The organism is Rhizobium sp. BK112, assembly GCF_014193215.1.
GTDB classification, from domain to species: Bacteria; Pseudomonadota; Alphaproteobacteria; order Rhizobiales; family Rhizobiaceae; genus Rhizobium; species Rhizobium anhuiense.
This window is the reverse complement of record NZ_JACHYZ010000025.1, coordinates 1-23,863: the sequence shown is the minus strand read 5'-3', so window position 1 is coordinate 23,863 and position 23,863 is coordinate 1. Positions and strand designations below refer to the sequence as shown.

Genomic DNA, 23,863 nt, shown 5'->3' with positions numbered 1-23,863 from the left:
TAACACGTCGCGCCAGCGACGTATAATTGCGCCCTTGGAAGCCGCTCCTTCGGAACGGCCGGGATCATTCCCGAAAGCATCGCCCTTGGCGATTGTAGGATTCACAGTAGTGCGTTCCGCACTCTGTTCCGAAAAACTGGGTTCGAAAGACAAGCTTTCTCACCCAGGGAGACGATCGGAATGAAGAAGCCATCCTCGAAAATCCGCGACGAAATCGCCAGGCTGCAGGAACAGCTCAAGGTCGCCGAGACAAGGGAAGCCGAACGCATCGGCAGGATCGCACTCAAGGCAGGCCTTGGCGAGATCGAGATCGAAGAGGCGGAGCTTCAGGCAGCGTTTGAGCAGCTGAGCAAGCGATTTCGCGGAGGGCAGGGCGCTACGACCGGAGGGAAGAAGGGCGCTGGCGACAGCAGCGGACAGGCATCGGACGCGTCTGGCGCGGGCGCGGGCAGCGCTGGCGAGGCTTGAGCGCATGGCAAGGACCATGACATCCGATGCCCGCAAGAAGGACACGCGCGAAAAGATCGAGCTCGGCGGCCTGATCGTCAAAGCCGGGCTGCGCTACGAGAAGCGCGCGCTGTTGCTGGGCGCGCTCCTCGATGCCGCCCGCCGGATCAAAAGCGACGAGGGCGAGCGGTCCAGGCTCACGGCGATCGGCGTGGAGGCCTTCGGCAATGACGATCAATAGGATTGCGCTCGTCGTCGTGCCAGGGACGTTGATGATCCTGGTCGTCATCGGAATGACCGGGATCGAGCAGTGGCTTTCAGGCTTCGGAAAGACCGAGGCCGCACGACTGGCATGGGGGCGCACGGGGATCGCCTTGCCCTATGTAACAAGTGCGGCGATTGGAATTCTGTTCCTGTTCGCGAGCGCCGGCTCGATCAACATCAAGCAGGCAGGTTGGGGTGTCCTTGCCGGATGCAGCGAGACGATCCTGATCGCGGCTACCCGCGAAACGATGCGCCTTGCCGATTTCACGGAGACGCTTAACGCCGACAAGTCGGTCTTGGCCTATCTCGATCCAGCAACGGCGATCGGAGCGGGCGTAGCACTCATGTGTGCCTGCTTCGCACTCCGCGTTGTGCTCATCGGCAATGCGGCGTTCGCACGAGCCGAGCCGAAACGCATTCAGGGCAAGCGGGCGCTCCATGGCGAAGCGGATTGGATGAAGCTGACGGAATCGGCGAAGCTGTTTCCCGATACTGGCGGTATCGTCATCGGCGAGCGTTATCGGGTCGACAAGGACAGTGTCGGGAGCCAAGCGTTTCGAGCCGATAGCGCTGAGACGTGGGGCACCGGTGGCAAGTCGCCGTTGCTGTGCTTTGATGGCTCCTTCGGCTCGTCGCACGGGATCGTTTTTGCCGGTTCCGGCGGTTTCAAGACAACGTCGGTAACGATCCCAACGGCGCTCAAATGGGGCGGCACGCTGATCGTGCTCGATCCATCGAACGAGGTCGCACCGATGGTCTCCGCGCATCGCGCCGGAGCGGGGAGGGACGTGTTCGTTCTCGATCCAAGGAAGCCGGACGTCGGCTTCAACGTCCTGGACTGGGTCGGCCGTTTTGGAGGTACGAAGGAGGAGGATATCGCCTCCGTCGCGTCATGGATCATGAGCGACAGCGGCGGCGCGCGCGGAGTCCGAGACGACTTCTTCCGGGCGTCAGCTCTTCAGCTCCTCACGGCGCTCGTCGCCGATGTCTGCCTATCCGGCCACACGGATGAGAAGGAACAGACGCTTCGGCAGGTGCGCATGAATCTCTCGGAGCCGGAACCGACATTGCGCAAGCGGCTGCAAGACATCTACGACAATTCCGGCTCGGATTTCGTTAAGGAGAACGTCGCAGCCTTCGTCAACATGACGCCGGAAACCTTCTCCGGCGTCTATGCCAATGCGGTCAAGGAAACACACTGGCTTTCCTATCCGAACTACGCCGCGCTGGTGTCTGGAAAAAAATTCGCGACCAGCGACATCGCGACGGGAAACACCGACGTCTTCATCAATATCGACCTCAAGACGTTGGAGACCCATTCGGGTCTTGCCCGCGTCGTCATCGGCTCGCTTCTCAACGCGATTTACAATCGCGACGGACAGCTCAATGGGCGCGCGCTGTTTCTCCTCGATGAGGTCGCGCGCCTCGGCTACATGCGGATTCTCGAAACGGCACGCGACGCCGGACGCAAATACGGCATCACACTGACAATGATCTACCAGTCGATCGGCCAGATGCGTGAAACCTATGGCGGTCGCGACGCGGCAAGCAAGTGGTTCGAGAGTGCCAGCTGGATTTCGTTCGCCGCGATCAACGATCCCGAGACCGCGGACTACATCTCGCGCCGCTGTGGCATGACGACGGTCGAGATCGACCAGGTCAGTCGCAGTTTCCAGGCGAAGGGATCATCGCGAACACGCTCGAAGCAGCTCGCGGCACGACCGCTAATCCAGCCGCACGAAGTTCTGCGGATGCGGGCCGATGAACAGATCGTCTTCACGGCCGGCAACGCGCCGCTCAGATGCGGCCGCGCCATCTGGTTCCGACGCGAGGATATGAAGGCTTGCGTAGGTGAGAACCGGTTTCATTCTAAGGGGGGAAGGGGGATGAAAGCTTCGAATGCAACGCCTGTGGTAAACGCCGATGAAACCAGACCGGCTGTAACATCTGCGGGCGAAGAGGGATAAAACCTTGGTTGAAAAGAACGTCATACCGTTCAGGAAAAATCGGAAGGTCACGAACGATCGTCCCGGCTTCAATGCGTCTCGATCGAGGTCACATCGTTACCGCCCCCGTCGCGGCAGACGCATTCCGAGCGCGATCGTCTGCGCCGTGGTGATCGGCGCCGCCGGCTGGCTATATCTTGATCGCAATGGTCATCTCGACAGCGGTGCTGCTTTCGTCAAAGCGCCTGCCCAAGATGCGCTATCGGCGCTATTCGTGCTTTGCGGCGAAAGCCGTCGGACGAACTGCGTCGTCGATGGCGACACCTTCTGGTTCGGGGGCGAGAAAATCCGCATCGCCGATATCGATACGCCAGAACTCAGCCCGCCCCGCTGCGAGGCTGAACGGATCAAAGGTGAAGCGGCAAAATCCCGCCTGCTGACGCTGCTCAACGCCGGACAGTTTTCGCTATCGGCCGGGTTCCGCGACGAGGACAAATATGGACGGAAACTTCGAACCGTGTCTCGTTCGGGCCATTCGCTGGGCGATGTTTTGATCGAGGAGGGCCTCGCCCGGCCATGGGATGGCGCGCGACACGGCTGGTGCCAGGGCCAATGACGGCTATCATCATTTCCCCTGCACGGGAGAGGGACAGGGGTTTGGGGAAAGGGTGGAGGGAACCGTCCCCTTTCCCCAAAGGAGGAAGTTTGAAGGAGGGGCGTAGCCCTCCTTCATGGGGTGAGGTTGAGTGGGGCGGCAGAGCCCTGGAACCGCTCACATGAAAAAGGCAAAGACCAGAGGGGACAAACCGCCTCTGGTCTGAACCTCAATAGTCTTCGTCAGGTTCGAAGAACGGCTCTTTGTCTTCGAGACCGATGTGCCATCGTTTATCGGACCACCGCGACGGGAGATAGGTCTCGTCACCGCCAAAATGCGCGATAATGATCTTACCGGCTTCGTGGAACAAACCGAAATCGACCTTGTTGTCGATTGCCCAAAGCAGCGCAGCAGACAGAAATTCGCGCGAGATATCGGCGGGAAGATGCACTTCCGCATCGAAGTTTCGACGCAAGTCATCAAGCCAATCCGGCTGTTGATCCGGCTGCTTCTGGTTTTCTCCAATTAGGCGAGTGATTTGATGCTTTGTCACTAGAGTCTCCTTTTCGTTTCTGACGAAAGGTGTCCGCACCGTAGTCCGTGAGGGGTCAGGGACCGCAGAAGGCGGCCGCGTTGCGGCGAGTGGAGGAACCGATTTTCTCTGTGCCGCCTGCGGCACTGTGGAAATTGGAGGGGCCGCGATGTCCTTGACGCCGGAACGGCGGGTGCAAGATGGTATGTCAGAGAGAGATAGAAACGCGTCCTGACGGGACGCGACCGCTTGCCATCTCTGATGGCCATGAGACCTTCCGGCTGGCGCCTAACCACGATTTTTGACAGAGGCATGTTTCTTGCTGCGAGAGGATCGTGACCCAGCTGGCGGAGACCGCGTGCGGGCCCCGGTCGCGGCGCGACTAGAGCCGTGCGCCATCAGCGCCTCGCCCGCACGCCATTCTTCACGAAAATGAATCGGTCGCACTTGTAGGATTCACATATGTCGTTGGACGTGGTGGCGGCGAGTGACGATCATGCAGGAATGATTTTGCAACGCTACCAGCTCTATGTCGAACGAACGGACCCAGCCAAGAACGTGGCCCGGTACTATGCCATGGAGATCGAGCAAACGATGTTCGGAGACGCTTGCCTGACCCGGCGCTGGGGAAGGATCGGCAAGCGCGGGCAGGAGAAACAGCATGTTTTCGAACGGGAAGAGGAAGCGGTTCTGTTGTTCCTCGATCTGTTGAAACAAAAGCGTGCTCGCGGATATTTGCCAAGAACAGGGCTTCAGCACTCGCAAAGCTGACCTCGGCCGCCTGTGAGTTTCGAGCGACGAAAAGGAGGGCCGCCGAGGCGGCCCCCCGGGGCGCGTCATTTGCGCCGGTCCCAGTCGGTTTCGAACGAAAGCTCAATCTCGACGAAGAACGGGATCTTGACCGCGAGCTTCAGCCCGAGCTTTCCCTTGCGGAAGAAGTGACAGATCACCTTGCCGAGGTTGCGGAGCCGGCGGCCCGTGGCAGCGAGGAACTGTGCGAGTTGTTGCATGATGAGTTCTCCTTTCGAATTGCGGACATCGCAGGGATCGACTGCAGACCTCGAAGGAGGGCCACACCGGAACGGTCGAAGCGCGAGCGGAGAACCTGGAGGCACCTGAATTTTGATTGCGCGAGGAGCCGCAAGCGGCGGGGAAAATTCTGGTGGCGCAAGGTTGTGGCGTGACGCAGGGGCTGCAACATCCCTGACGTAGATGACAGCTGTGTCGAAAGGAGAGAGGCGACGGCGCGTTGCTCCTCAGCCGGAAAGTGCTGGATTCGGGAAGGGTGATTGCCGAACGAAGCTCGGGCTTGAAACGAGGAGAGAAGCCGCCTCAAAAGGGCGGCTCTGCCTTGATAGCGCCGACCTGCTCGGCAAGTTGCACGGCAAGCTCGGCCCGGGCAAGTTCGAGCTCGACCTCGATCTGGCGGCGCGCGGTGGCGTCGCACGCGTTTTTCAGCTCGGCCCGCAGTTCCTCGATGTGCTGTTCGATCGTCATGGTCTCATCTCCTTGAGTTCGTGAAAGACGAGTTCGCGGGGCGGGAAAGGGTGGCGGGGTCAGGGATCGCGCAAGCGACCGCCAACGGCGGCGAGTGGGGGAGCCGATTTCGTATTGGCGCCGCCGGCGTCGATGCGAAATTGGGGGAACCGCTCGTCCTTGAGGCCGCCAGCGTGGCCCGGCACCATCGGAGAATCTGAGCAGCTATCTCCGTTTCCGTATGGCACCGAAAGAGCCGGAACCGGGCTCGATGCCTGGTTCCGGCTTCTCAATTTGACGGGAGAGGCTCCGCCCAACGGGCAGAGCCTCGATGACCTCAGTCGCGGTTGGGACGGGACCAGATCAGCTGGTAGCCATCCTCGCCTTCGACTTCGGCGAGCGTTGCGTAGATCGGGGCCGGAAAGCTCGGGTCGTCCAGCTTGACCGAGAGGTAGTCGCGATCCGTTTGCTCTGAGCGCTTCTGCCAGGCGGCGCCGAGTTCGACGTTACCGGCGTAGATGCGGAAGTGCGGGCCCTTGTCGGAGGGGTTTTCGATGCGGGCGATGCGAGCCTTGACGTTGAGGGCGAGGGTGCGGATCGAGCCGGTGAAGCCGGTTTCGGTGGAGGTGAAGGTGCCGATGGTAGCCATTGTCATGTTCCTTTCGCTTGTTTCGGGCCGCGCCCTTCGCGGCCTCGATGGCTGTCGCAAGGATTGGAGACGATCGGACCGCACCTGAAAGGACGTAACGAAGTGGAGGGCGGCCGGGAGGAACTTTGTTGCTGCGCGAGGAATGCGGCAGAGCCGCTGGGGAAGAAAGTTTCGGATGGCCGTTGCGGGAGAACGATCGAGGCGAAGCCGCTCGCCGATCAGACATGCCTCATCGAGCCCGCGGAGGACGTGGCCTATGACAGCGATGGGAGGAACAGGCGATGGTCGCCATCGTCACTGGCTTGCCGGCATCCGAAAAGTGCACCGAATGACGTCGTCGCCCCGTCCTTACGTCGCGGCGGATTCTGCGCGACCGCCAGCCGATCAGAGAGTTGCGTCCACTTTGCAACCGGATAACGTGACCTTGCGATTCGTCGCCTGGAGGATCTATGCGTCAGACAAAGCCGTTTATCGTCGAAATCAAGCAATCCCGAAAACCTAAGGCCAACGACCGGAAAGCGTCGATTTGGGGAAAGCTGGATCTCACATCCGAGCACGATATTGAACCGACAAGAGATCCGATCGTGCTGTCGGCCGCAGCGGGTGACAACGACCGACTCTGATGTCGTCTAGGCAACCGCCCTTTCGTCAGCCAGAATTGGCTGGAGACCGTGTAGGAAGCTGACCGCGCGCTGAGCATGTGCCGCCGCCTGGAAGATTGCTCGCTTATCGTCTGAGAGAACGGTGAGCCAGGACTGAACGTATGAGGCGTGATCCGGTCTGGGCTCCAGCTCCGGGGCGATCCCCAGATCCGCGCAGAGAAAGCAACTGCCGAGTTCTGCGATCAGTTCCTCGCGGGCCCGCTCGCTCTTGTCCTTGGCGTAGCGGCTGAGATCACGGCCCACTCGTCGTGGATTCGCCGTCCAGTGGACACCTTCATGACTCAGCGTCGCTGCGTAGGAAGCCGCATCTCGAAAAGTCTCGAACGGCGGCATCTGGATGTTGTCTGTTACTGGCGAATAATAGGCCTGCGATCCGCCATGCCGGATGACCGCGCCCGTATTGCGGAAGAACAGATCGGCATTCTGGACGCGCTCGACCGGATCCAGAGCCGGTGTCGAACGATGGTAATAATGGTCCGGTAGACCATCGATCTGGTCAACGTTGAAAACGGAATACGCCTTCAGGAAGGGAATTTCCCGGTCGACATCATTGCCGTTGCGGTCGGTCTCCGACTTGGTGAAGCGGCTGGCGAACACGACGGTCGAGCCGGTCTCGCCCTTGCGGACCGAGGCGCCGAGCTCCAGCGCTTGTTTGAAGGTCATCCACATCGGAGAGGTAAACCCTCTCGCCATCCCCTCGGACCATAGGAGGACAACGTTCATGCCCGAATAGGGCTGACCGTTGTGTCTCAGCGGCCGGGTAATCCGGCCCTCGGTGTTCGCGGCGTTCCACGGCTTCATCCAGGGGCGAACCCCTCTCTCCAGATCGGCGACGATCCGGTCGGTAATCCTCGTGTAGATGTCGGCACGTTCGCCTTCGGTTTTCCTGCTCATATCTTAACCCTCCTTTTCCGGGGCCGCGCCTATCGCGGCCCGTCGCGGGGGTCCGAAGGCAGGAGCGGCATGGCCTGGAGGGCACCGGAACGGCCGGAACAGCGTGGAGGACGGCGAAGCCGTTGCGGCGACAGGCCGGCTCCTGCAGGACCGACGACAGGGACGGGCCGCAATCGGCCGTCTCTCCGACTCCCTTCCCCCATCTTTCCCTAGGCTCGGGCATGGACATGCAGAAAGGCCGGCCCCTGAGTGGAGCCGGCCGATACAGTCCGGAAAAAAGGAGGGCGGGGCCGATGCCCCGCATGATGGCTTTAACCGAGCGCCGCCATTTGCGCATCGGCGGCTTTACGGTCAAGTGAAGCGCCCGGATTGTCGACCGGGCGATCAAACGGCTTCCAGGCCTCACCGATCACCTGTTCGTAGGCCGCGACGGCGCCCTCGGCTGCCATCCGAAGCGCATGGGCCTGGACTCCCATGTCTGCTGCGAACTCGCGCTTGCGCTGGGCGGCGCTGTCATATCCGACCGGGCCATCGAGATCCTCGTCGCGGGCATCGTTCGATGCCTTGGCCGTGGCCTCGCGGGCCTCCGATACTGCGCGGGAGTAGAACTGACCGGCACCATGCGCTGATCCGACGAAGGCGCCGACGATGCGCTGGAGATGGATCTGCATCGCTTTCTCACCGAGACCTTCGGCGAGGCTTGCCGAACTCGCAGTGATCATCCGCTCATGCTCGTCGCGGATCCCGTCGCTGTCGACCACTGCGGTGCCGAAGCTCTCGGCGATCTTGAGGGCTTGCGCGCTATCGGGGCAGGTGAGGCGGACCATTTCGAGGGTTGCACCCTTGCGGAGCTGCACAACGCGAGCGGAAGGGCGGTTGGAGGTCGCGGGCTTGGCCATATCGATTTCCTTTCGTCGGTTTCGTCCGAAGCGGCTCCGGCCCGTGCCGGTCTGCCCTTCGGTGCGGTCAAAAGGAACCGGCGAGAGACGGGCGCTCTCACAGGTCCGGGACGGCTGAGCGAGCGGAGCGGGGTTGCGGCCAAGCGGGGGCACCCTGCGCAGGACGCGGGTTCGCTTTGCGAAGTGAGGCTGTCCTGGCCGCTCCGCGGCGCGACAGCGGCCTTGAAACGACCGACCGCCGGTTCAGACCGCAACGAACACGAAGGGCAGGCCGGCACGTGATTGTAACCTGCACCCCGAAACCGAATGCCGGAACCGATGGCCAACCAGGCAAGACCCCTCGTCGAACATGCGGAATATGCACTCCGCCGGTACGCCCCGGCGACCGCCTCTCATGCAGCCTGGCGCCAATCAGCTTCGCCGAGCTTCAGACGCAGGGTGGTGATGGCGCGGTCCTGACGCTTCAGCTTTCGGGTGAGCGCCTCGAGTTCGCCGCGGCGCTCGAATGCCAGCCGATCGACGTGATCCTGAAACAGCACCTCGTCGGACCGGGTCCATCGCGAGCCCGATCGCTTGTGCGTGCGGTTCCTGGCTTTCGTTTTCTCGGTGACGGCCAGGCGCTCGGCACGCGTGGCAATCTGCCGATGGACAAGATCGAGGTGGTGGCACGTTTCGCGCCGCGCCGCCTCCATGCGTGAAAGAAGCACCCACGGACTGACTGGGTTCATGCTCAGGTCCTCCGCTGACGCCAGCCGATGAAGTCCGAAGGACCGTCATAGACAGCGTGACGCTGCTCATCGATGACGAAGCCAAACGGCCCGCGGGTTGCGTATTCACCGCTTGGAACGAGAAAGCGCCGATCGTCGGCCCGGTGATCCTGCATACCGCCGCGGGTTGCGACCACCTCCGTCATGTCGGCATGGTAGGTGGAAAAGATCGCGGAGATCACGACCCAGTCGCCGGCATGCCTGCGCTCGAATGCGTCTCGGTCCTTCGTCCAGGATTGGCCGGGTGCGAGTTCGCGGCCATGGATCGCCTCCCAGGCCGACGGCCAGCTGTTGCGGATCGTGTCGTCCGCACATTTGCGCTCATAGGCCGTGAACAGGTCCGGGAAGGTATGAGCGACGATGGCCCATTCGGCATCCTCCTCGTACCAGGGCGAGGATTTTCGCAATAGGGAAGACACCCGCAGATTCCGCTCGGCCGACAGGTGAAACCCGCCATGACCGGCTGTCATATGGGACACAATCCCCTCGGCATAGATCGTCGCGAACTGCGACTGACCCCACGGCGTATTCGCTGCCATGCGGGTCTGGATCCGCCCGAGCGCGGATAATTCACGCTTATGCTGCGCGGTCTCGAACACACGCGCGCGAAACGCTGCCTCATCTTCGAGGCGGCCTTCGTGACCGTGGAAATCGTCACGCGTCATCTCTGACAGCGGGCGAGTGAGGCAAAAAGCGCTCGCGAGAAAACCGGCACCATCGCGTGCCAGCACCATTGCCAGGAGGGTATCAGCTATCCGGGCGACCGGAAAGCCATCAGCGCTGGCGCCGAACTCCACCGTCGCGTCGCCGGTGATCGGAACCCTGTCGCATTGAAGATCGGGCATACTCATGCGGCGGCCCTCCCTTCGACATGAGCAGCCGCAACCTCGTCGGCGGTCACCTCTTGGAGCACGGCGTTCGGATATCCATGCTCTTTCAGCCAGGCCGCGGCCGCCTCGCGATCATCGGCGACATGGACGAGTTCGGCGTTCGAACCGCCTCGATCGAAGACGCGGACCGATCCGAGTGCTGGGCGCTCCAGGACCTTGAAGGTTAGATCGGAATCGAGACCGAAGGTTCGGTGAATCCGCATGACGATGGTATTCTTACCGCCGAAGTCCGACTCATGCAGCGTGAAATATCCCGGCGAGGCGCAATTGCCGGATTGGCGCGGACCCTCCTTGCGGATCAGGCGGCCCTTGCTGTTACGGGTCTGCCAGGCCGCCAGTTTCTTCTTGAAACGCTCGGGTGGGCGAGGGTTGCCGTCGGACCAGGCGACAATGGAGCCGATCGGAGCTAGGTCGTAGATCAGGGACGCAGACATCAGACATCTCCTTGAAATTCTGCGGTTGATGGAAACAAAGCCGCCGCCGGGAAGGCCGGCGGCGGGTGTCGATCGGATAGGAAGGGAAGGTGGCTATTCGGCCGCAATGCCGTAGGCGGTCTCGTCCGCGTCGGGAGCGCCGTCTTCCGGCACAAGCGGAGACGCATCGTGCCCGGCCTCCGGATCGGCCGCGGCGCGATCGGCCGCTTCGCCGGGAGTACCGCCATCGGCGAGCTCGCCTTCAAGGCGATCCGTGGTTTCTTCGGAGGTGACGATGTCCTCCTCTTCGACGATCTCGCCTTGCTTGATCAGTTCGGCAAGTTCCCTCGGATCGGGGGTGAACAGGGCTGCCGGATGGACGAAATGCCCTTCCTTGAAGTGCTCGACGAGGGCCGCGCGGGTCTCGCGGACCTTCGGCCGCGGCAGAACCGCGGTATCCTTGCACGACGTCTCAAGTGCCTGCCGCGACAGGCAAAGCAGGAAATCCTCCGTGCCCATATTCGGGAGATAGCCATCCGCGCCGATGGCCTCGCCGGCGATACGCGAAACAATACCGCTGTTCGACATGCCGCGGCGGCAAGAAAGCACATCGACCAGCATCGAACGCGCGGCAACCCGCAATGTGTCGATGTCGAAGGACAGCTTGCCGCCGCCGTCGAGCAACCGAACCGCATGGCGAGCGAACCGCTTCGCACCGAAGACGGTGTCGTTTGCACCAGAGTCGACCCGGACGTTCAGACCGGCAAAGGCGAGCACGAGGAGCGCCATCAGCGTGTCGTCCTCAATCGGTGCGCGAGCGAGCGCGTCGTGCAGCGCGTCCGTTCTGAGGTCACCGATGATGTCGTGGCCCTTTTGCGTCACATCAGGACGCTGCTTCGACGCGTCGATCACGTCGTCGCCAGCGGTGGCGCCACCTCCAACGACGGCTCCTTTGCCCGCGGTCTTCTTCTCCTCGGGCATCCGGTAGTGGACGGTCTGAACCTTGCCGTTCCGATCCAGGTACATGGCGGTGTGGTCGCCCTTGCTTGGCTTGCCATAGACGCGGCTCGCCTTCTGCGGCAGCTTTGCGTCGCCCCATTGCGTAACCTCGGCGATCACGCCCTTCTTGGGCAGATTGTCGGTCATCCATTCCTGCTGTGCGCCGAGATAGGCTTCGACATTGGTGGTGTAGCGGCTGTCCTCATCGGCAGGGGCAAACAGATCCTCGATCCATTCGATGCCGTAGGCTTCCCTGAGATCGTCGCCGAAGCTCGCATCCTTGGCATACATGCGGGTCTTGGAGAGCGCGTTGGCGATCTGGAACCACGTGGCAGACTGGCCCTTCTTCGGCTTCTGCGCCTTCCAGACTTCCTTCTGCTCATCGAGGTGTGCGGCCGCGATCGTTCGAAGCTGCTGCTCGTTCGGCATGTCGCCGAGCGCCATCTGATCGAGCATGGCGGGCAAGACGTTGGCGAGCAGACGCAGCTTGCGGATCTGCCGGACGGGCAGCGCAAGCGCAACGGCAATTGCTTCCTCGGTCCAGTCGAGTGCAATCAGGCGTTCGATGCCGCGCCACTGGTCAACCGGGTTCAAGGGTTCGCGTGCGATGTTCTCGACCATCGACCGCATGGCGCCATTGTCGTTGGCAGCTTCGACGACGAGGACCTCGATTTCTTCGAGGCCTGCGGCGATCGCCATGCGGGTGCGCCGATGGCCGGCTTCGATGACATAGCTGTTCCCACCACCGGCCTCCGGAAAGATGACAGGCGGCTGGATGATGCCGACGGCTTTGATCGTGGCGAGCAGCAGGGCATCCGCCTGCGGGGTGGACTTCGACTGTCGGGTATTGTCGGGGTTGTCCTTCAACGAGCGCGGATCGACCTTCATGATATGCATGGGATTTTCCTCTTCCGGGATGCGGGACGCGGCTCGCTTGCCGGTCCTTCCTGTCTTCATTTTTTTCGAAGACACCTCCCGGACCGCAGGGCGGACGGACCGGCGCAACTGCGGCCGAGCGTCCCTGCTGCGAAGGACAAGCGGGGCCGACAGCCCTGCGCGGGACGAGTGGCCGGGATGCGGAGGCGGCGGTTGAGCGAAAGCGGCGACGGGAGGACCGATCTGCGACCGGTTTCCCTTCCTCCTTCCTCTTTTCCTTCTTCTCACCCTCCTACTCCCACTTTTGAGAGTTCACGGCGGCCAGGAAGGCGCCGTAGGTTGGTGCGCAACTCAAGGGGGTTCCAATGCACGATGCGAACGCGATATTTGCCTACCAGGTCGTTCCGGGAACAGACGAGATCCTGGCGTTCACGGAGACGTTGGAATTCGCCCGGCAGGAGGCCTGCCCAGCATTTCGAGGAGCTGAAGGCAATGGACGCGAGTGTCGAAGCTGGAATTGCGATCTACAAAGTCGGTTTGAAGGATGCGAGCCTCTCTGACGTCGTCACCGTCCTGAACCACGCGGCGGATGCGAGAGCGCGGCTGATCCAAACGATCGAGCGTGTCGAGCTGATTTCCTGAGCGCGGTGATGCCGCCGACGACGCGATCGTCACGGTCGTGGCACAAACGAAAAATCAGGACAAAAAAAGAGGGCCACGAGAAAACTCGGGCCCTATAGGTATGAAGGTAATTTAAACCTCCAGAGGGGAACAGCTGCTGCGGCGGCACTGGGAGGAAATCCGCCATGTGCATCAGCTGTGAGCACTATGCTCAAAATTCGGGCGGAAGGAAAGCAAATATTGTGCAATGCAGCTATGCAATTGCTGCGTTGCATCAAAATCGATGCCTCAGATCAAGCAGCCTGCGCCGGCGCATCGTCGTTCTGAACTGACGCGGCAAGAGAATCGTCGACGTCGCGAAGCTGCCGACGCTTTTCGGCAAGCTCGTCGGCGAAGGCGAAAGTGCCGCCTTCACGCGAGCGATAGGAGATAAGCCGCCGGTGCGCTTCCTCCAGACGATGGCGATGGCGCTCCCGCTCCTCCTCAAACCCGTCCAGCGCATGCTCGAGGCGGGAAATGGCGCCGAGCGGCGTCACGGTGACCGCAAGGTCGACTTCATAGTCGGCGCCGGTACGCTGGAGCGTGGTGGCGTAGCGATACCCATCGCCCTTTCCGAAGCACTCGCCCTCGTAGACCAGATCGAAGCCGCCGATGGATGCGAGGTGAACGTCGCCCTCTTGCTGGAGCTGGAGGAGCGTGAGAATTTCCTTCATCAGCGCGCGACCAGCCTCCTTACGCTCATCGTAGTCCTTGCCAAGGACCTTTATCGCAAACGCGTCGCCCGCTGTAGGCACAAGCCGACCGATATCCTGGCCGATCTCGCCGATGCGGCGGGTCGAGACCTCGATGTCACGCTCCGCATCGCGCATCTGCCGGCGCACCGCATACTGGTCATCGTCATGGGCGGCGCGCAGTCTTTCCAGTCGCGCGATATCGGCTTCGAGACCCGCTTTCTGCATCAGCCTCTCGTCGCCGGAGGCGATTGCCTTGGCCATGGCGAACTGGTTCGCCTGCCCTTCACCGAGATCTTCGAGCCGGCGGATCGATGTATCTCCGCTCAGCGCCGCCGCGATGAAGCGGGCCTTGCGCTCGTTGTTCTGCCACATGGAAGCGTCGAGGCTGCCCTCCGTGGCATAGGCGAAAATGTCCACGACATCGTGCTGATTGCCCTGCCGGACAATGCGGCCTTCGCGCTGCTGGATGTGCGACGGCAGCCACGGCACGTCGAGGTGGTGCAACGCTTTCAGCCGGAGCTGGGCGTTGACGCCCGTTCCCATCGTCTCCGACGATCCGATCAGGAACCGAACCCGGCCGGCGCGCACGTCGGCGAACAGCCGTTGCTTGGCTTCGGTCTTCTTGTAGTCCTGCATGAAGGCGATTTCGGACGGGGGAACGCCGAGCCGAACGAGCTCGTCACGGATCCAGCGGTAAGCGGAAAAGCCGCGGGTTTTCTCGACATTGATCGTGCCGAGATCGCTGAAGATCATCTGCGCGGCGCCGGGCAGCTCGAAGGGTTTGCCGTCCGGCCGGAGATAGGTGCTGTCGGCGCTCTCCTGCCAGATCCGAAAGGCATTGCGGACGAGGAGGTTGAGCTTGTTATCCTCCTCATTGTCGTTCGCCGGCATCACAAGGCGCAGATCGATCGCCGCATGGCGGCCGTCGGTGATGACCGAGAGCAGGATATCGTCGCCGGGCTGCGCCGGTCCCTCGCGCATCTCGATCGCCTTGATGCGGGCATCGAGGATCTGCTGATAGGCCTTGAACGCCGGCGTCGGCTTGGCGGTGAGGATCTGCCGCCGGCCGGTGGAGATATCCGGCACCTTGACGTATTCGCGGAGATCCGCCGGCATGACGACATCGGCAAAGGCCCGGAACATGGCGATCAGTTCCGGGACATTGACGAAGCTCGCGAAGCGGCTGACAGGCTTGTATTTGCCCGACGGCTGAATCTCCAGCTCGGTCGTCGTATCGCCGAAGCAGGACGCCCAGGCATCGAATTCGTGCAGGCCGCGCTCGGCGAGGGCCTCGTGGCCGAGCAGGCGCTGGATCGAGAACATCTCGCCGAGAGTGTTGGTGATCGGCGTTCCGGAAGCGAGCACCAGGGCGCGGCCCGGATTCTTCGTTTCGAGGAACCGGGACTTCACATAGAGATCCCAGGCGCGCTGCGAGCCGTTCGGATCGATGCCCTTCAACGTCGACATGTTGGTCGCGAAGGAAAGCTTGCGGAACTCCTGGGCTTCATCGACGATGATCTGGTCGACGCCGATCTCGGAGATGGTCAGCAGATCGTCCTTTCGGGTCGCAAGCCCTTCCAGACGTTCCTGCAAGCCTTCCTTCAGCCGCTCGAGGCGCTTGCGCGAGACGCGGTCCTCGCTGTCGACCTTGGTCAGGAGATCCTCGTAGAGCTCCAGCTCATCGTGGATCATCTGTTGTTCGAAGGCAGACGGCACAGCGATGAACCTGAAGGCGGAGTGCGTGATGATGATCGCGTCCCAGGTCGCGGTCGCGGCGCGACTCAGAAAGCGCGCCCGCTTATCCTTGGTGAAATTCGTCTCATCGGCAACGAGAATGCGGGCATTCGGGTAGAGCGCCAGGAACTCGCGCGCCGCTTGTGCCAGGCAATGGCCGGGGACCACGAGCATCGCCTTGGCGATCAGCCCCAGGCGGCGCTGCTCCATGACGCTTGCTGCCATCGTCATCGTCTTGCCGGCACCGACGGCATGGGCAAGATAGGTCGAGCCGGAGGAGATGATCCGCCAGATGCCGCGTTTCTGGTGCCCATAAAGAACAAAGGCGCCTGAGGCGCCGGGAAGTTTGAGATGCGAGCCGTCGAAACGTCTTGGCGCGAGGTTGTTGAACCGGTCGTTATAGACCCGCGCCAGCCGGTCGGTGCGATCGGGATCGGTCCAGACCCAGTTCTGGAAGGCTTCCTTGATTTTCTGCAGCTTGTCGCGCGCGGCTTCGGTATCCACGACGTTCAGGACACGCCGCTCGCCATTGAGGTCCTTGAAGACGTCGAAGATCTGCGGCACGCGGCTGTTCAGCGCATCGGCCAGCAGTTCGCCAGCGTCGCGGCGGCTGGTGCCCCATTCGGATGTGCCGGCGGCGCTAAATCCGAGCTGCCGTGCCTCCACGGTCCAGCTCCCAAGCTCAGGCATATGATGGATCCTGATCTCGGCGCCCATCATTTCCTTGACGAAAGCCACGACGTCGCTCGCCGGGATCCACGGCGCCCCGAGGCGCGCGGTGATGTCGGAGGGGCGAAGGTCGGCCGGCTGAACCGCCTGAAGCGCGCGGACGTTGCGCTCGTAGGCTGGATCGAGCGCCGCGGCGGCTTCGGCGACCGCGAGCTTGGTGCGGACCGCGCCAGCGAGATAGGCGTTCGCCGTCTGCCAGGAGCCATCGGCGGGATCCCGGAAGATCGCATCGCCGAGTTCGTCGGCGACCGCATCGGCGTGTCTGTGCAGCAGTTCGGCGATATGCTCGACGTCGACGCGACCACGTTCGTTGAGCACCACGGCCAGCGCGTCCGCGGCACTGGTGATGACTGGCGGGGCAGGCGGCGCGATGACCCGTTCGGAGAAGATCGGGCCTGGTTTCGCCGTATCGGTGTCGAGGTCGTAATCCTCGATCGAGGCGACCAGCCAGCAATCGGGATCGTCGAGGAAGGGTTGCAGGTTGGGGCGGCGGTGGGTTTCGCGCACCTCGCCGGTTTCTTCATCCTCGCTGATAGAGACCGTGGTGTGGTTGATCGGGCCGAAGTCGCGTACGAAGCTCGACCAGGCGATGCGCAGCCGAACCTGCAGATCCCGCCACGGACGATCCCGCTCCTGGGCCTTCAGTACCTCGCGCACGGCATCGCGGATCGGGATCAGCTTCTTGATGATGCCGACGTGTTTTTCCAGGATGCCGTCACCGGTGCGCCCCTTGCGGACTTTGACTTCGATGGGTGCGCCGTCGACCATCTGCATGAGACCGCGCCTGATGTCGATGAAGAAGCTACCCTCACGGACCTTGGCGTCGCCTGGGCGAAGATCGACGATCTCGCCAAGCTCATCCTCGAGGTCGATGTCGATTGCGGTCGGCTCGCCGTCATAGCAGCCTTCGGGGAGGCGCCGGATGGCCCCCTCCAGAAACGCCTGCAGGTCCTCGCCGGCGCGGGGCAGGCAGGTGTAGGTTTCGCCAAAGGGTCCGGAGGTGAGAGCATGATCGCCGAGCACGAATTCGGGATGCCGCGCGAACCAACGGTTCACGCGAATTGCACCCTCGCCTTGGCTTTCGGGGCGCACCTCCTCGAGATCGAGCCATGACAGATCGTTCTCGGCTTCGCCGGCCTTACGCTTGCGGAAGAAGAGAAGATCGACCACGACATCCGTGCCGGCGTCGGCGCGGAAGCTGCCTTCCGGCAATCGAATCGCGGCGATCAGGTCGGCGGTCTTGGCAATGTGCTCGCGCGCTGTCGCATCCGCCTTGTCCATCGTTCCGGAGCTGGTGACGAAGGCGGCAAAGGCGCCAGGCTTCAGGTGGTCGATCGATCGGGCGATGAAGTAGTCGTGCAGCCGTAGACCGAGCGAGCGATAGGTTCGGTCAGACCGGACGGTCCGGTCGGAGAAGGGTGGATTGCCGATCGCGAGATCATAGATCGGCGCCAGATCGGTGCGGGCAAAGTCGCCGTTGATGATGCGGGCCTTCGGATGCAGCAGCTTGACGATCCGGGCAGTGACAGGATCGAGTTCGACGCCGGTGACGAAGGTCCTGTCCCGGAACGCCGCCGGCATCAGAGCTGGAAATAGGCCCGTGCCGATACCGGGCTCGAGCACGCGGCCGCCACGCCAGCCCATGCGCTGCAAGCCCGTCCAGATTGCCCGGATGATGAACTCCGGCGTAAAATGGGCATATTGCGTGCAGCGGGCGAGCGACGTGTAATCGGCGTCCGAAACAGCGCTTTCGAGCGAGCCGCCGAGCTCGCTCCACCCGGTCCGGAAATCGACTTCCCCGGGGCGGCGGAACATCCCGTTTGCCAGTTCGCTCGCGCCGAAGCCGGTGAAACGGACGAGTTGCGCCTGCTCCTTCGGCGTGGCTGGTCGATCCTGCTTCTCGATGTTGTTCGCGATCAGGATTGCCGCAACATTGGCGCGGGCGCGATCCTTCCAGGATACGGCCAAGCCTCGATCTGCATCATCGAGGTAGAAGTTGCACCGGTTGCCTTGCCGCCGGGGCGCCGGACGTTCAATCGCCGCGGCCGGCAAAGCGGGGGCAGGAGAGGGCGGCGGCGGTTCGGGGTCGTCGTCATTGGCAGCGACCGGCTCGAAGCCGCCGAACGCTGTGACACCCAGGCCAAGGCCTGATGACAGCGCGCTGCTGCCGAACATGTCGTGAGTGAAGGGATCGTTGCTCATGAAATTTTCCTCGCAGATAGGCGAGCGTCATCACCCCGCGGGAAGCACTTGCGGGACTGAAGGACGCTCAGGGTTTTGGGTTTTGTGGCCAAACGGGCCGGGCTGGTCGCGAAATGTCTAGGATTTCGCGACCAGATAGAGCTGCATCGAGTCTTGAAGGAATGCGACACGAAGGTGCGTCGCCTCCGGAGCCGCCGCCATCATGGCTTCGAGCTGTTCCGCATCGATGAAATCGACACCGTCATCGCCGCCGAAGGTCCGGCGTTTGACAGCGAACCAGTCGTCATTGGTGCGGGGATCGCATTCCTCGGCATAGACGACCAAAGGCTTGGCGCCATCCGGCAATTTGCCGTTGGACATCAGATAGACGCCCTGGTCGCCGACGAGCCAGAGACCCGGTTTTTGGTCCTTGCCAGAGCGTAGGCCGTAATGGGGGTCACGAAAGCCGCCATGGGCTTCCGCATCGGCACGCCCGCGGGCGAGCACCTCGCGGACGGATGTGAGCGGGAAGGAAAGCATCGTGAAGCCTCCTTCATGCGGCGATCGGTGAGGGGAGGTGGCGCAGCTGCACCGGCAGCTTGGCTGCGATTTCGTCGTCGGTCAGTTCGTCCAGCAGTTTCAGAGTGCTGCCCACCGCGCCGCCGTAGAGCATGATCGTGCGCTTGCCGCGCACGGCTTCATCCCAGCGATCTCCGGCATAGCCACGATAGTCGTCCGCCGTGATGCTCCAGATATGCTCCAGGCGTTCCTCGCGCGTCATGGCGCGCACCGGCCGGCTCTCACGCTCGATGATTGCCACGCGCATGCGCTCGACCGCTTGCCCATCGGAGAGATCGCAATAGCCATGGAAGTGTCGGATGTCGCCATCGATCCGCAAGGCGAAGAACACTGATGTCACCGAGCCGGTCAGAAACTCGCGCATGGCGAACATCGCGCCGCGGATCCAGAGCGGTGGGAGGATTTCGAACATGTAGTCATGCTCGACTTCCGTGATCTCGAACCATTCGCCGGCATAAAGGGGTGAGGCGTCGCCCTCCCAACGGTTCGGACGCTGGGCGTGCCGGTCGAACATCCGGAACATTTGCTGGCGTGACGCGACGCCCTGGAAGACCTTTCGGATTGTGGGAGAGGGATTCATCTGCGGCTCCTTCGAGATGGTTCGGGACCGAAGCGCAGCACTGTCCTATCGACCTTGCCATCCTCTTCAGTCCTTCATGACACCTTCCGGGCCGCCGGCATCGCGGCCGGCCGGGTCAAGGGCCGGCTCCGCCGGGCGAAGCTTCCCTTGACGCGGGCGGCGCGAATGCGGCACGCCGCCTTCCTTCCTTTTCCTCTTTTCTTTCTCCCTGATTTTCAGGGTCTCGTTCCAGTCCTCCTCGGGCGGGCGGAGCCGCGACCAATCGCAGCCGACGGTATCGGCGAGCGCCCGCAACCGCTCGGCAAACAACTCCCCTTGGGGATTGGCGTCTGTCGCGGCGAGGAGGAGAGCATCGGGTCGCGAGGCCAACTGCCGCAGCGCCCCCTCCGTGGACGGCGACCATCCGCCCCCGGTACTGAGATACACGGTTCCATCACGCAGCCCCTCGATGGCGGCAAGGCTCATGGCATCGATAGCAGCTTCAGTGACGGCCAGGCGCAACGCTGTGTCCGGCCCCAGACGGAAGAGAACCTTTGCTCCTCCGGAGGCAAAGCCCCGATACTCAGGCCCTCGTGCCTCCCAGCCGGTGACAGTTCCGTCATTGTCCGTATGCGCGGCCCACATGCTGCCATAGGGACCCTCCCGGAGGCGGTCTTGCCGGATTGTCGCGCGGAGCAAAATGGCTGGCAGGAAACGCTCGCCGCAGAGGTAAGCCCATGTCGATGAACCAGGCCAGGGACGGCGGCGTGCCTGCCAACGCTCGGGTAGGGAAAGGTCGTGGCCGTGATCAGGCCCCGGCGCCTGCCATTCCGGCTCCGTGATCGCGAAACCGACGAGGTCGGCGACCCTGCCCGCGCCTTCGAGAAATCCGACATGATCGAGATGTTCGACAAGTCCGAACACATCCCCTTGCGCATCGCTGAGCGGATCGAACCATCCTCGCCCCTCATGGGTCACGATGATGATTTCAGCGCCACGCCGAAACTTCACCGCCCGCCGGGTACTCTCCTTCGCATCGATGGCGAAGCCCGCATGCTCAAGAACAGCCGCACAGCCTACCCGTTCGCGCAGCGCCTCTATTTCCTTCCTGTTCATGCCTCTTCCTCTTTGCCTTCCTTGCCCGTCGCTTCGCGGGCGCACTTCCACCAGCCGCGAAGAGCAAAGGCGGCAAGGGCGCGGCTGGCAATTGTCGGATCATGCAAGACCCGGCCGCGGCGCAGCCCTACCTTGCGGCCTGCCGCTCGCAAGCGGCACGCCGGAGGCACAGGCCGGCTCAATGAGCCGGCCATGGGAAGAACTCATGGACGATCTCAAGATCGTCATCGGCGTCGATCTCGTCGGAAGGAAGCACGCCGTACTCGCCGCCGACCGAGAAGAGGGTGACCGGGACCATCAGGTCGCGGGAGAGCTGGAAGGCGTGGGATTGAGCGAGGGAAAGATCGTGCGACATGTGAGAGGCTCCTTCGGGAGCGGGCCAATCCCGCTCGATGGCTCCTCAAAAGGCCCGACGGCGGGCGCGATCACCGCGAGGCGAAGCCGAAGCGGCCGCAGCTTGCTAGCGGACCCTTTACGGGTTGATCGTGGAAGATCCGGCGCCGGGCCAGGACGCCATCACAAAAGAGCGGGATTGGGCTGCTTCCGCTGGAGATAAAGGATCACGCACGCCTATGGGTCCTGCGGCAGTTTCGCGCGCCTCAGCAACAATCGTGTCCGCCTTCACCCTACCCACCGACCGGACACTCAGCGCATCCGGAGCGTTTCCGAAGGCGTTTCGCCGAAAGCTTGATAATAGGCGGCGGCGAACCGCCCCATATGGGTGAACCCTGCATTGCGCGCCGCATCGGAAATCGATCGTGAGCCGCCATCGCCTAGGAGAGCTCTGCGGGCAGCTTCAAGGCGGATCGTTCTGAGATAGCCTAAAGGCGTGGCGCCTTTGAAGCGCTGGAAGGCCGCCTGCAATGCCCTGACGCTTGTACCCGTCTCGGCTGCGATCAGTGCAACCGTCATGGATTGCGCCAGGTTCGAGTGCATGTACTCGATCGCTCTTTTCACCTGCCACGGGACAGCCGGCGAGAGCGACCGTTCGAGCCGTGGCATGTAGCTGTTGGGAGCGACCTCCAGAAGTGCGATCATCGTCGCCTGAAACAGCCGCTCGATAGCGGCCGGTGATAGTCGATCTGCTTCGGAAAGATTGAGGCAACTCCAAACAAGATGGCCGAGCGCCGCCAACCGCAATCCTTTCTCGGAAGTCAGATCGACAAGACGATCGAATTCGAGATCCGTCGTGACAGGACCATCCAGCAGTTCACTCACCTGCTGCACCATCGCCGCCTTTTCGAAGGAAAGGCAGATATAGTTGGAATGTTCATGAGTGGTTAGCTCGTCGAAGTGCGCGAGATCCTCCAGAAAACCTGTTGCTCTCGTCGTCGGCAAGCTTTGTGTCCCGGCACGTATCTCCGGCGCGTTGGTGGACGGCAGGTAAAGAACGAATGCGTCGGGCGCGTCATCGAAGCCAGGTTTCAGGGCTGAACGGCACTTTCCCTCCCAAGCGCTGAAACGGCCGACGATGTAGTGTCGATATTGGCCAGCGCTCCCTTGGCGGAGCGGTTCAACGCTCGTCGAAAGCAACGCGCTCGCGTCGTGCGCCGGCATCGCACCGGCATCAGCCCGTTCAACTTCATATTTTGAGAGCGCACGATACGGCAACGAACCCTCCAAAACTTGCCAAACGCAGCGCAACGAGCGCGTCGCAATTCTTCGATCCCAGTCCCGCCAGCGGAGCCGGTCACTCGGGCTCTGAGAGATTGGCCTTCGCGAGAGCTTCTTCCGTTGATCTTGCCTCCAGCGCGGCAAGCGCGCGCTGGAGGTAACCCTCGATATCGGCGACGCTCTTGCCCTCCAGCAAAGCGATTTCGGCGACGGTCCTACCCCGAGAAATCCATCGAAGGCAGGTCTTTTCAAGTGGCGAGAGTATCCATTCCTTCATGACAAAAATCGCGCTCAGTTGCGCCGCGGTCGGCGGCAGGTTTGGTACCGGACGCCAGCATTGAAATCTCGGTAGAAGCCAAGACTGCGATGCCTCCGAGAAAAGTGGCTGCCGTCGAGACCTGTGCGACGGCAGCCGAGTTGCCCTGGGAGGAGGCTGGGAGTTCGATATCTCGTCTTCAATATTCGTATGTTATGTTATAACAGATCGCGTAAGCATATTTATGGAACTTAACTAAGTTCTGCGTGCAAAGGCTCTTGTAAAAACGGAGCAAAAACCGGATCCTTAGGAACCAAACGCAGCATTACGGAAACTAGTGCCGGATTAGCGTGCACTGCGCAAAATTATTCCACATTATCTATGGATGGAATGTCCGGAAGCTCCGCCGCCTCCAGTTCGCCGCCCAGAGGCAGGCCGAGATCGACTACAATACGCTTGCCCGCGCACTGCATCTCGACGCAACTGCCCCCGATCTGATTGGTGCCTCTGTGGATACAGATTTGCAACCCATCGCTCATGCACGTCCCCTCTGCTGAAAAATCATGGAAGCTTGTTGGTTCTGCAATGAGGGTCTGTCAAAAGGTGCACTGTCTCCCCGCCAAGGTTCCAGTGCTCGATAACCACCTTGTGAAGATTGCGCCTGAAGATCGAGGCGTCGGCCAGGATTAGGAACGCGTTGTCCTCTTCGCGCCAATTGACCCTACCACTTGGAAAATACTCGTAGCCATAGCGCGACAGTGACCCGTCGGCCGCCTTTGGCCAGGTGTCGACAAGACCTTCTTCGATTGTCTTGAAGCCACCGATGAAATCAACCTGCGCGGCATCGTGCGCCAGGCCGATAAAGCGGTGGCCAGTTCGGGTCGGAAGGAACCAGAAGATTCCAAGTTTGGACGGAGTATAGTCGAATTTGTCTCTCACATATATATACGTGCGAAATAGCGATTTTGTTACACCAAATCGAAAGTAACGTCCGGTGTTTCGTTTCTACAACACCGGCGTCACCGTTCGGAAATCCGTCAACAAAAGCGGATATACTCGTTGTGACCTTCTTTCGTCTAAATTTATTGAAGGTAATTCATCTTTCGTGATGAAAAGCCGGTCCCAGCTGTGATACATTTCCATCAGAAGGTGTATCGCGACGGCGCGTCTGAAGGGGGGCTCCGATGGCTGCGGATTCGTTCGCCTATGACGCATTTGTCTCATACGCTACTGACCCAGACGGTCAGCTGGTCCGCGCAGTCGAGGACCTTCTGGAAAACTTCCATCGCCGCCCTGACGTACCGAAAGATTTGATCACGGAATTGAAGCTGTGCGTTGGCCTGCTGCCGGTTTCATGGACATCGAGTTAAGGTGTTCCTCCTGAAACCGGAGAGCATGAATGCAAAGACGAATATTCAGCCGCGAGTACAA

28 protein-coding genes are annotated in these 23,863 nt (G+C 61.7%); 8 read left to right on the top strand and 20 right to left on the bottom strand.

Annotated features, from left to right (window positions below; translation table 11 throughout):
* Nucleotides 1-180 precede the first annotated feature (180 nt).
* The 4 genes from traC (at nt 181) to FHT75_RS34565 (ending at nt 3,273) form a co-directional block, all read left to right on the top strand.
* Nucleotides 181-468, top strand: coding sequence for a conjugal transfer protein TraC (gene traC / locus FHT75_RS34580; protein ID WP_097623632.1), 288 nt, complete (start codon nt 181-183; stop codon nt 466-468).
* Between the two features lie 4 nt (nt 469-472).
* Nucleotides 473-688 (top strand): type IV conjugative transfer system coupling protein TraD, encoded by a 216-nt coding sequence (gene traD / locus FHT75_RS34575; protein ID WP_097614845.1) that lies wholly within the window; start codon nt 473-475, stop codon nt 686-688.
* Entirely contained in the window at nt 675-2,678 is a 2,004-nt protein-coding gene (traG, locus tag FHT75_RS34570; protein WP_097623630.1) for a Ti-type conjugative transfer system protein TraG, read from the top strand. The genes traD and traG overlap by 14 nt, the downstream gene beginning before the upstream one ends.
* A gap of 133 nt (nt 2,679-2,811) precedes the next feature.
* Nucleotides 2,812-3,273 carry a thermonuclease family protein gene (locus tag FHT75_RS34565; RefSeq protein ID WP_409527383.1) on the top strand — a complete coding sequence of 154 codons (462 nt, stop codon included), beginning with the start codon at nt 2,812-2,814 and terminating at the stop codon, nt 3,271-3,273.
* Nucleotides 3,274-3,481: 208 nt separating this feature from the next.
* Here FHT75_RS34565 and FHT75_RS34560 read toward each other — a convergent pair whose 3' ends face one another.
* Entirely contained in the window at nt 3,482-3,805 is a 324-nt protein-coding gene (locus FHT75_RS34560; protein WP_097623628.1) for a hypothetical protein, read from the bottom strand.
* Between the two features lie 441 nt (nt 3,806-4,246).
* Here FHT75_RS34560 and FHT75_RS34555 point away from each other — a divergent pair, with 441 nt between their 5' ends.
* A complete protein-coding gene (locus FHT75_RS34555; RefSeq protein ID WP_097623627.1) occupies nt 4,247-4,555 on the top strand; it encodes a WGR domain-containing protein in 309 nt (102 codons plus the stop codon).
* 65 nt (nt 4,556-4,620) lie between these two features.
* On the opposite strand, the gene FHT75_RS34550 is transcribed toward FHT75_RS34555, so the two are convergent.
* The 3 genes from FHT75_RS34550 to FHT75_RS34540 form a co-directional block, all read right to left on the bottom strand.
* Entirely contained in the window at nt 4,621-4,794 is a 174-nt protein-coding gene (locus FHT75_RS34550; RefSeq protein WP_179877594.1) for a hypothetical protein, read from the bottom strand.
* A 322-nt stretch (nt 4,795-5,116) separates the two neighbouring features.
* Nucleotides 5,117-5,281: a hypothetical protein gene (locus FHT75_RS34545; RefSeq protein ID WP_179877593.1), complete on the bottom strand. Its 165-nt coding sequence runs from the start codon at nt 5,279-5,281 to the stop codon at nt 5,117-5,119.
* A 316-nt stretch (nt 5,282-5,597) separates the two neighbouring features.
* Nucleotides 5,598-5,909, bottom strand: coding sequence for a DUF736 domain-containing protein (locus tag FHT75_RS34540; RefSeq protein ID WP_179877592.1), 312 nt, complete (start codon nt 5,907-5,909; stop codon nt 5,598-5,600).
* Between the two features lie 449 nt (nt 5,910-6,358).
* On the opposite strand from FHT75_RS34540, the gene FHT75_RS34535 reads away from it, so the two are divergent.
* Complete coding sequence (locus FHT75_RS34535; RefSeq protein WP_179877591.1) at nt 6,359-6,532, top strand: hypothetical protein; 174 nt, start codon at nt 6,359-6,361, stop codon at nt 6,530-6,532.
* A gap of 6 nt (nt 6,533-6,538) precedes the next feature.
* Here the strand turns inward: FHT75_RS34535 and FHT75_RS34530 are convergent, their stop codons facing one another.
* The 6 genes from FHT75_RS34530 to FHT75_RS34505 all read right to left on the bottom strand — a co-directional run bounded on the left by FHT75_RS34530 (nt 6,539) and on the right by FHT75_RS34505 (nt 12,330).
* Nucleotides 6,539-7,465 carry an ArdC family protein gene (locus tag FHT75_RS34530; RefSeq protein WP_097623625.1) on the bottom strand — a complete coding sequence of 309 codons (927 nt, stop codon included), beginning with the start codon at nt 7,463-7,465 and terminating at the stop codon, nt 6,539-6,541.
* Nucleotides 7,466-7,776: 311 nt separating this feature from the next.
* Nucleotides 7,777-8,364: a hypothetical protein gene (locus FHT75_RS34525; RefSeq protein WP_097623624.1), complete on the bottom strand. Its 588-nt coding sequence runs from the start codon at nt 8,362-8,364 to the stop codon at nt 7,777-7,779.
* A 392-nt stretch (nt 8,365-8,756) separates the two neighbouring features.
* Nucleotides 8,757-9,092 carry a hypothetical protein gene (locus FHT75_RS34520; protein WP_097623623.1) on the bottom strand — a complete coding sequence of 112 codons (336 nt, stop codon included), beginning with the start codon at nt 9,090-9,092 and terminating at the stop codon, nt 8,757-8,759.
* A 2-nt stretch (nt 9,093-9,094) separates the two neighbouring features.
* The gene (locus tag FHT75_RS34515; RefSeq protein WP_245445247.1) at nt 9,095-9,982 is read right to left on the bottom strand and encodes a DUF7007 domain-containing protein; all 888 of its coding nucleotides are present in this window, start codon (nt 9,980-9,982) and stop codon (nt 9,095-9,097) included.
* Nucleotides 9,979-10,455, bottom strand: coding sequence for a hypothetical protein (locus FHT75_RS34510; protein WP_097623621.1), 477 nt, complete (start codon nt 10,453-10,455; stop codon nt 9,979-9,981). Before FHT75_RS34510 ends, FHT75_RS34515 begins: the two co-directional genes overlap by 4 nt.
* A 93-nt stretch (nt 10,456-10,548) precedes the next feature.
* The gene (locus tag FHT75_RS34505) at nt 10,549-12,330 is read right to left on the bottom strand and encodes a ParB/RepB/Spo0J family partition protein (RefSeq protein ID WP_097623620.1); all 1,782 of its coding nucleotides are present in this window, start codon (nt 12,328-12,330) and stop codon (nt 10,549-10,551) included.
* Nucleotides 12,331-12,801: 471 nt separating this feature from the next.
* Here FHT75_RS34505 and FHT75_RS36170 point away from each other — a divergent pair, with 471 nt between their 5' ends.
* Entirely contained in the window at nt 12,802-12,951 is a 150-nt protein-coding gene (locus tag FHT75_RS36170; RefSeq protein WP_245445246.1) for a hypothetical protein, read from the top strand.
* Between the two features lie 272 nt (nt 12,952-13,223).
* Here FHT75_RS36170 and FHT75_RS34495 read toward each other — a convergent pair whose 3' ends face one another.
* From FHT75_RS34495 to FHT75_RS34450, 10 genes are all read right to left on the bottom strand, one after another.
* The gene (locus tag FHT75_RS34495; protein ID WP_183845750.1) at nt 13,224-18,329 is read right to left on the bottom strand and encodes a DEAD/DEAH box helicase family protein; all 5,106 of its coding nucleotides are present in this window, start codon (nt 18,327-18,329) and stop codon (nt 13,224-13,226) included.
* Nucleotides 18,330-18,446: 117 nt separating this feature from the next.
* A complete protein-coding gene (locus tag FHT75_RS34490) occupies nt 18,447-18,848 on the bottom strand; it encodes a DUF3085 domain-containing protein (protein ID WP_097614828.1) in 402 nt (133 codons plus the stop codon).
* Nucleotides 18,849-18,861: 13 nt separating this feature from the next.
* Nucleotides 18,862-19,467, bottom strand: a complete 606-nt coding sequence (locus FHT75_RS34485; protein ID WP_097623618.1) for a DUF1419 domain-containing protein — start codon at nt 19,465-19,467, stop codon at nt 18,862-18,864.
* Between the two features lie 66 nt (nt 19,468-19,533).
* Nucleotides 19,534-20,562: a DUF3991 and toprim domain-containing protein gene (locus FHT75_RS34480; protein WP_143541163.1), complete on the bottom strand. Its 1,029-nt coding sequence runs from the start codon at nt 20,560-20,562 to the stop codon at nt 19,534-19,536.
* Nucleotides 20,559-20,714 carry a hypothetical protein gene (locus FHT75_RS34475; protein ID WP_246713038.1) on the bottom strand — a complete coding sequence of 52 codons (156 nt, stop codon included), beginning with the start codon at nt 20,712-20,714 and terminating at the stop codon, nt 20,559-20,561. Before FHT75_RS34475 ends, FHT75_RS34480 begins: the two co-directional genes overlap by 4 nt.
* A 26-nt stretch (nt 20,715-20,740) precedes the next feature.
* Nucleotides 20,741-20,917, bottom strand: a complete 177-nt coding sequence (locus FHT75_RS34470; protein ID WP_014330964.1) for a hypothetical protein — start codon at nt 20,915-20,917, stop codon at nt 20,741-20,743.
* A gap of 290 nt (nt 20,918-21,207) precedes the next feature.
* Nucleotides 21,208-22,173: an AraC family transcriptional regulator gene (locus tag FHT75_RS34465; RefSeq protein WP_097623617.1), complete on the bottom strand. Its 966-nt coding sequence runs from the start codon at nt 22,171-22,173 to the stop codon at nt 21,208-21,210.
* Nucleotides 22,174-22,252: 79 nt separating this feature from the next.
* Complete coding sequence (locus FHT75_RS34460) at nt 22,253-22,453, bottom strand: LuxR C-terminal-related transcriptional regulator (protein WP_097623616.1); 201 nt, start codon at nt 22,451-22,453, stop codon at nt 22,253-22,255.
* Nucleotides 22,454-22,797: 344 nt separating this feature from the next.
* On the bottom strand, nt 22,798-22,971 hold the full coding sequence (locus tag FHT75_RS34455) for a hypothetical protein (RefSeq protein WP_179877590.1): 174 nt from the start codon (nt 22,969-22,971) through the stop codon (nt 22,798-22,800).
* Between the two features lie 22 nt (nt 22,972-22,993).
* On the bottom strand, nt 22,994-23,371 hold the full coding sequence (locus FHT75_RS34450; RefSeq protein ID WP_097623615.1) for a hypothetical protein: 378 nt from the start codon (nt 23,369-23,371) through the stop codon (nt 22,994-22,996).
* A 245-nt stretch (nt 23,372-23,616) separates the two neighbouring features.
* Here FHT75_RS34450 and FHT75_RS34445 point away from each other — a divergent pair, with 245 nt between their 5' ends.
* Nucleotides 23,617-23,802: a hypothetical protein gene (locus FHT75_RS34445; RefSeq protein ID WP_097623614.1), complete on the top strand. Its 186-nt coding sequence runs from the start codon at nt 23,617-23,619 to the stop codon at nt 23,800-23,802.
* The last annotated feature ends 61 nt before the right edge of the window (nt 23,803-23,863 follow it).

Excerpts from the sequence above, each read along its gene's own strand:
- traC (WP_097623632.1), top strand. The coding sequence starts at position 181 with ATGAAGAAGCCATCCTCGAAAATCCGCGACGAAATCGCCAGGCTGCAG.
- traD (WP_097614845.1), top strand. The coding sequence starts at position 473 with ATGGCAAGGACCATGACATCCGATGCCCGCAAGAAGGACACGCGCGAA.
- traG (WP_097623630.1), top strand. The coding sequence starts at position 675 with ATGACGATCAATAGGATTGCGCTCGTCGTCGTGCCAGGGACGTTGATG.
- FHT75_RS34555 (WP_097623627.1), top strand. The coding sequence starts at position 4,247 with ATGTCGTTGGACGTGGTGGCGGCGAGTGACGATCATGCAGGAATGATT.
- FHT75_RS34550 (WP_179877594.1), bottom strand. The coding sequence starts at position 4,794 with ATGCAACAACTCGCACAGTTCCTCGCTGCCACGGGCCGCCGGCTCCGC.
- FHT75_RS34545 (WP_179877593.1), bottom strand. The coding sequence starts at position 5,281 with ATGACGATCGAACAGCACATCGAGGAACTGCGGGCCGAGCTGAAAAAC.
- FHT75_RS34540 (WP_179877592.1), bottom strand. The coding sequence starts at position 5,909 with ATGGCTACCATCGGCACCTTCACCTCCACCGAAACCGGCTTCACCGGC.
- FHT75_RS34535 (WP_179877591.1), top strand. The coding sequence starts at position 6,359 with ATGCGTCAGACAAAGCCGTTTATCGTCGAAATCAAGCAATCCCGAAAA.
- FHT75_RS34530 (WP_097623625.1), bottom strand. The coding sequence starts at position 7,465 with ATGAGCAGGAAAACCGAAGGCGAACGTGCCGACATCTACACGAGGATT.
- FHT75_RS34525 (WP_097623624.1), bottom strand. The coding sequence starts at position 8,364 with ATGGCCAAGCCCGCGACCTCCAACCGCCCTTCCGCTCGCGTTGTGCAG.
- FHT75_RS34520 (WP_097623623.1), bottom strand. The coding sequence starts at position 9,092 with ATGAACCCAGTCAGTCCGTGGGTGCTTCTTTCACGCATGGAGGCGGCG.
- FHT75_RS34515 (WP_245445247.1), bottom strand. The coding sequence starts at position 9,982 with ATGAGTATGCCCGATCTTCAATGCGACAGGGTTCCGATCACCGGCGAC.
- FHT75_RS34510 (WP_097623621.1), bottom strand. The coding sequence starts at position 10,455 with ATGTCTGCGTCCCTGATCTACGACCTAGCTCCGATCGGCTCCATTGTC.
- FHT75_RS34505 (WP_097623620.1), bottom strand. The coding sequence starts at position 12,330 with ATGCATATCATGAAGGTCGATCCGCGCTCGTTGAAGGACAACCCCGAC.
- FHT75_RS36170 (WP_245445246.1), top strand. The coding sequence starts at position 12,802 with ATGGACGCGAGTGTCGAAGCTGGAATTGCGATCTACAAAGTCGGTTTG.
- FHT75_RS34495 (WP_183845750.1), bottom strand. The coding sequence starts at position 18,329 with ATGAGCAACGATCCCTTCACTCACGACATGTTCGGCAGCAGCGCGCTG.
- FHT75_RS34490 (WP_097614828.1), bottom strand. The coding sequence starts at position 18,848 with ATGCTTTCCTTCCCGCTCACATCCGTCCGCGAGGTGCTCGCCCGCGGG.
- FHT75_RS34485 (WP_097623618.1), bottom strand. The coding sequence starts at position 19,467 with ATGAATCCCTCTCCCACAATCCGAAAGGTCTTCCAGGGCGTCGCGTCA.
- FHT75_RS34480 (WP_143541163.1), bottom strand. The coding sequence starts at position 20,562 with ATGAACAGGAAGGAAATAGAGGCGCTGCGCGAACGGGTAGGCTGTGCG.
- FHT75_RS34470 (WP_014330964.1), bottom strand. The coding sequence starts at position 20,917 with ATGTCGCACGATCTTTCCCTCGCTCAATCCCACGCCTTCCAGCTCTCC.
- FHT75_RS34460 (WP_097623616.1), bottom strand. The coding sequence starts at position 22,453 with ATGAAGGAATGGATACTCTCGCCACTTGAAAAGACCTGCCTTCGATGG.
- FHT75_RS34455 (WP_179877590.1), bottom strand. The coding sequence starts at position 22,971 with ATGAGCGATGGGTTGCAAATCTGTATCCACAGAGGCACCAATCAGATC.
- FHT75_RS34445 (WP_097623614.1), top strand. The coding sequence starts at position 23,617 with ATGGCTGCGGATTCGTTCGCCTATGACGCATTTGTCTCATACGCTACT.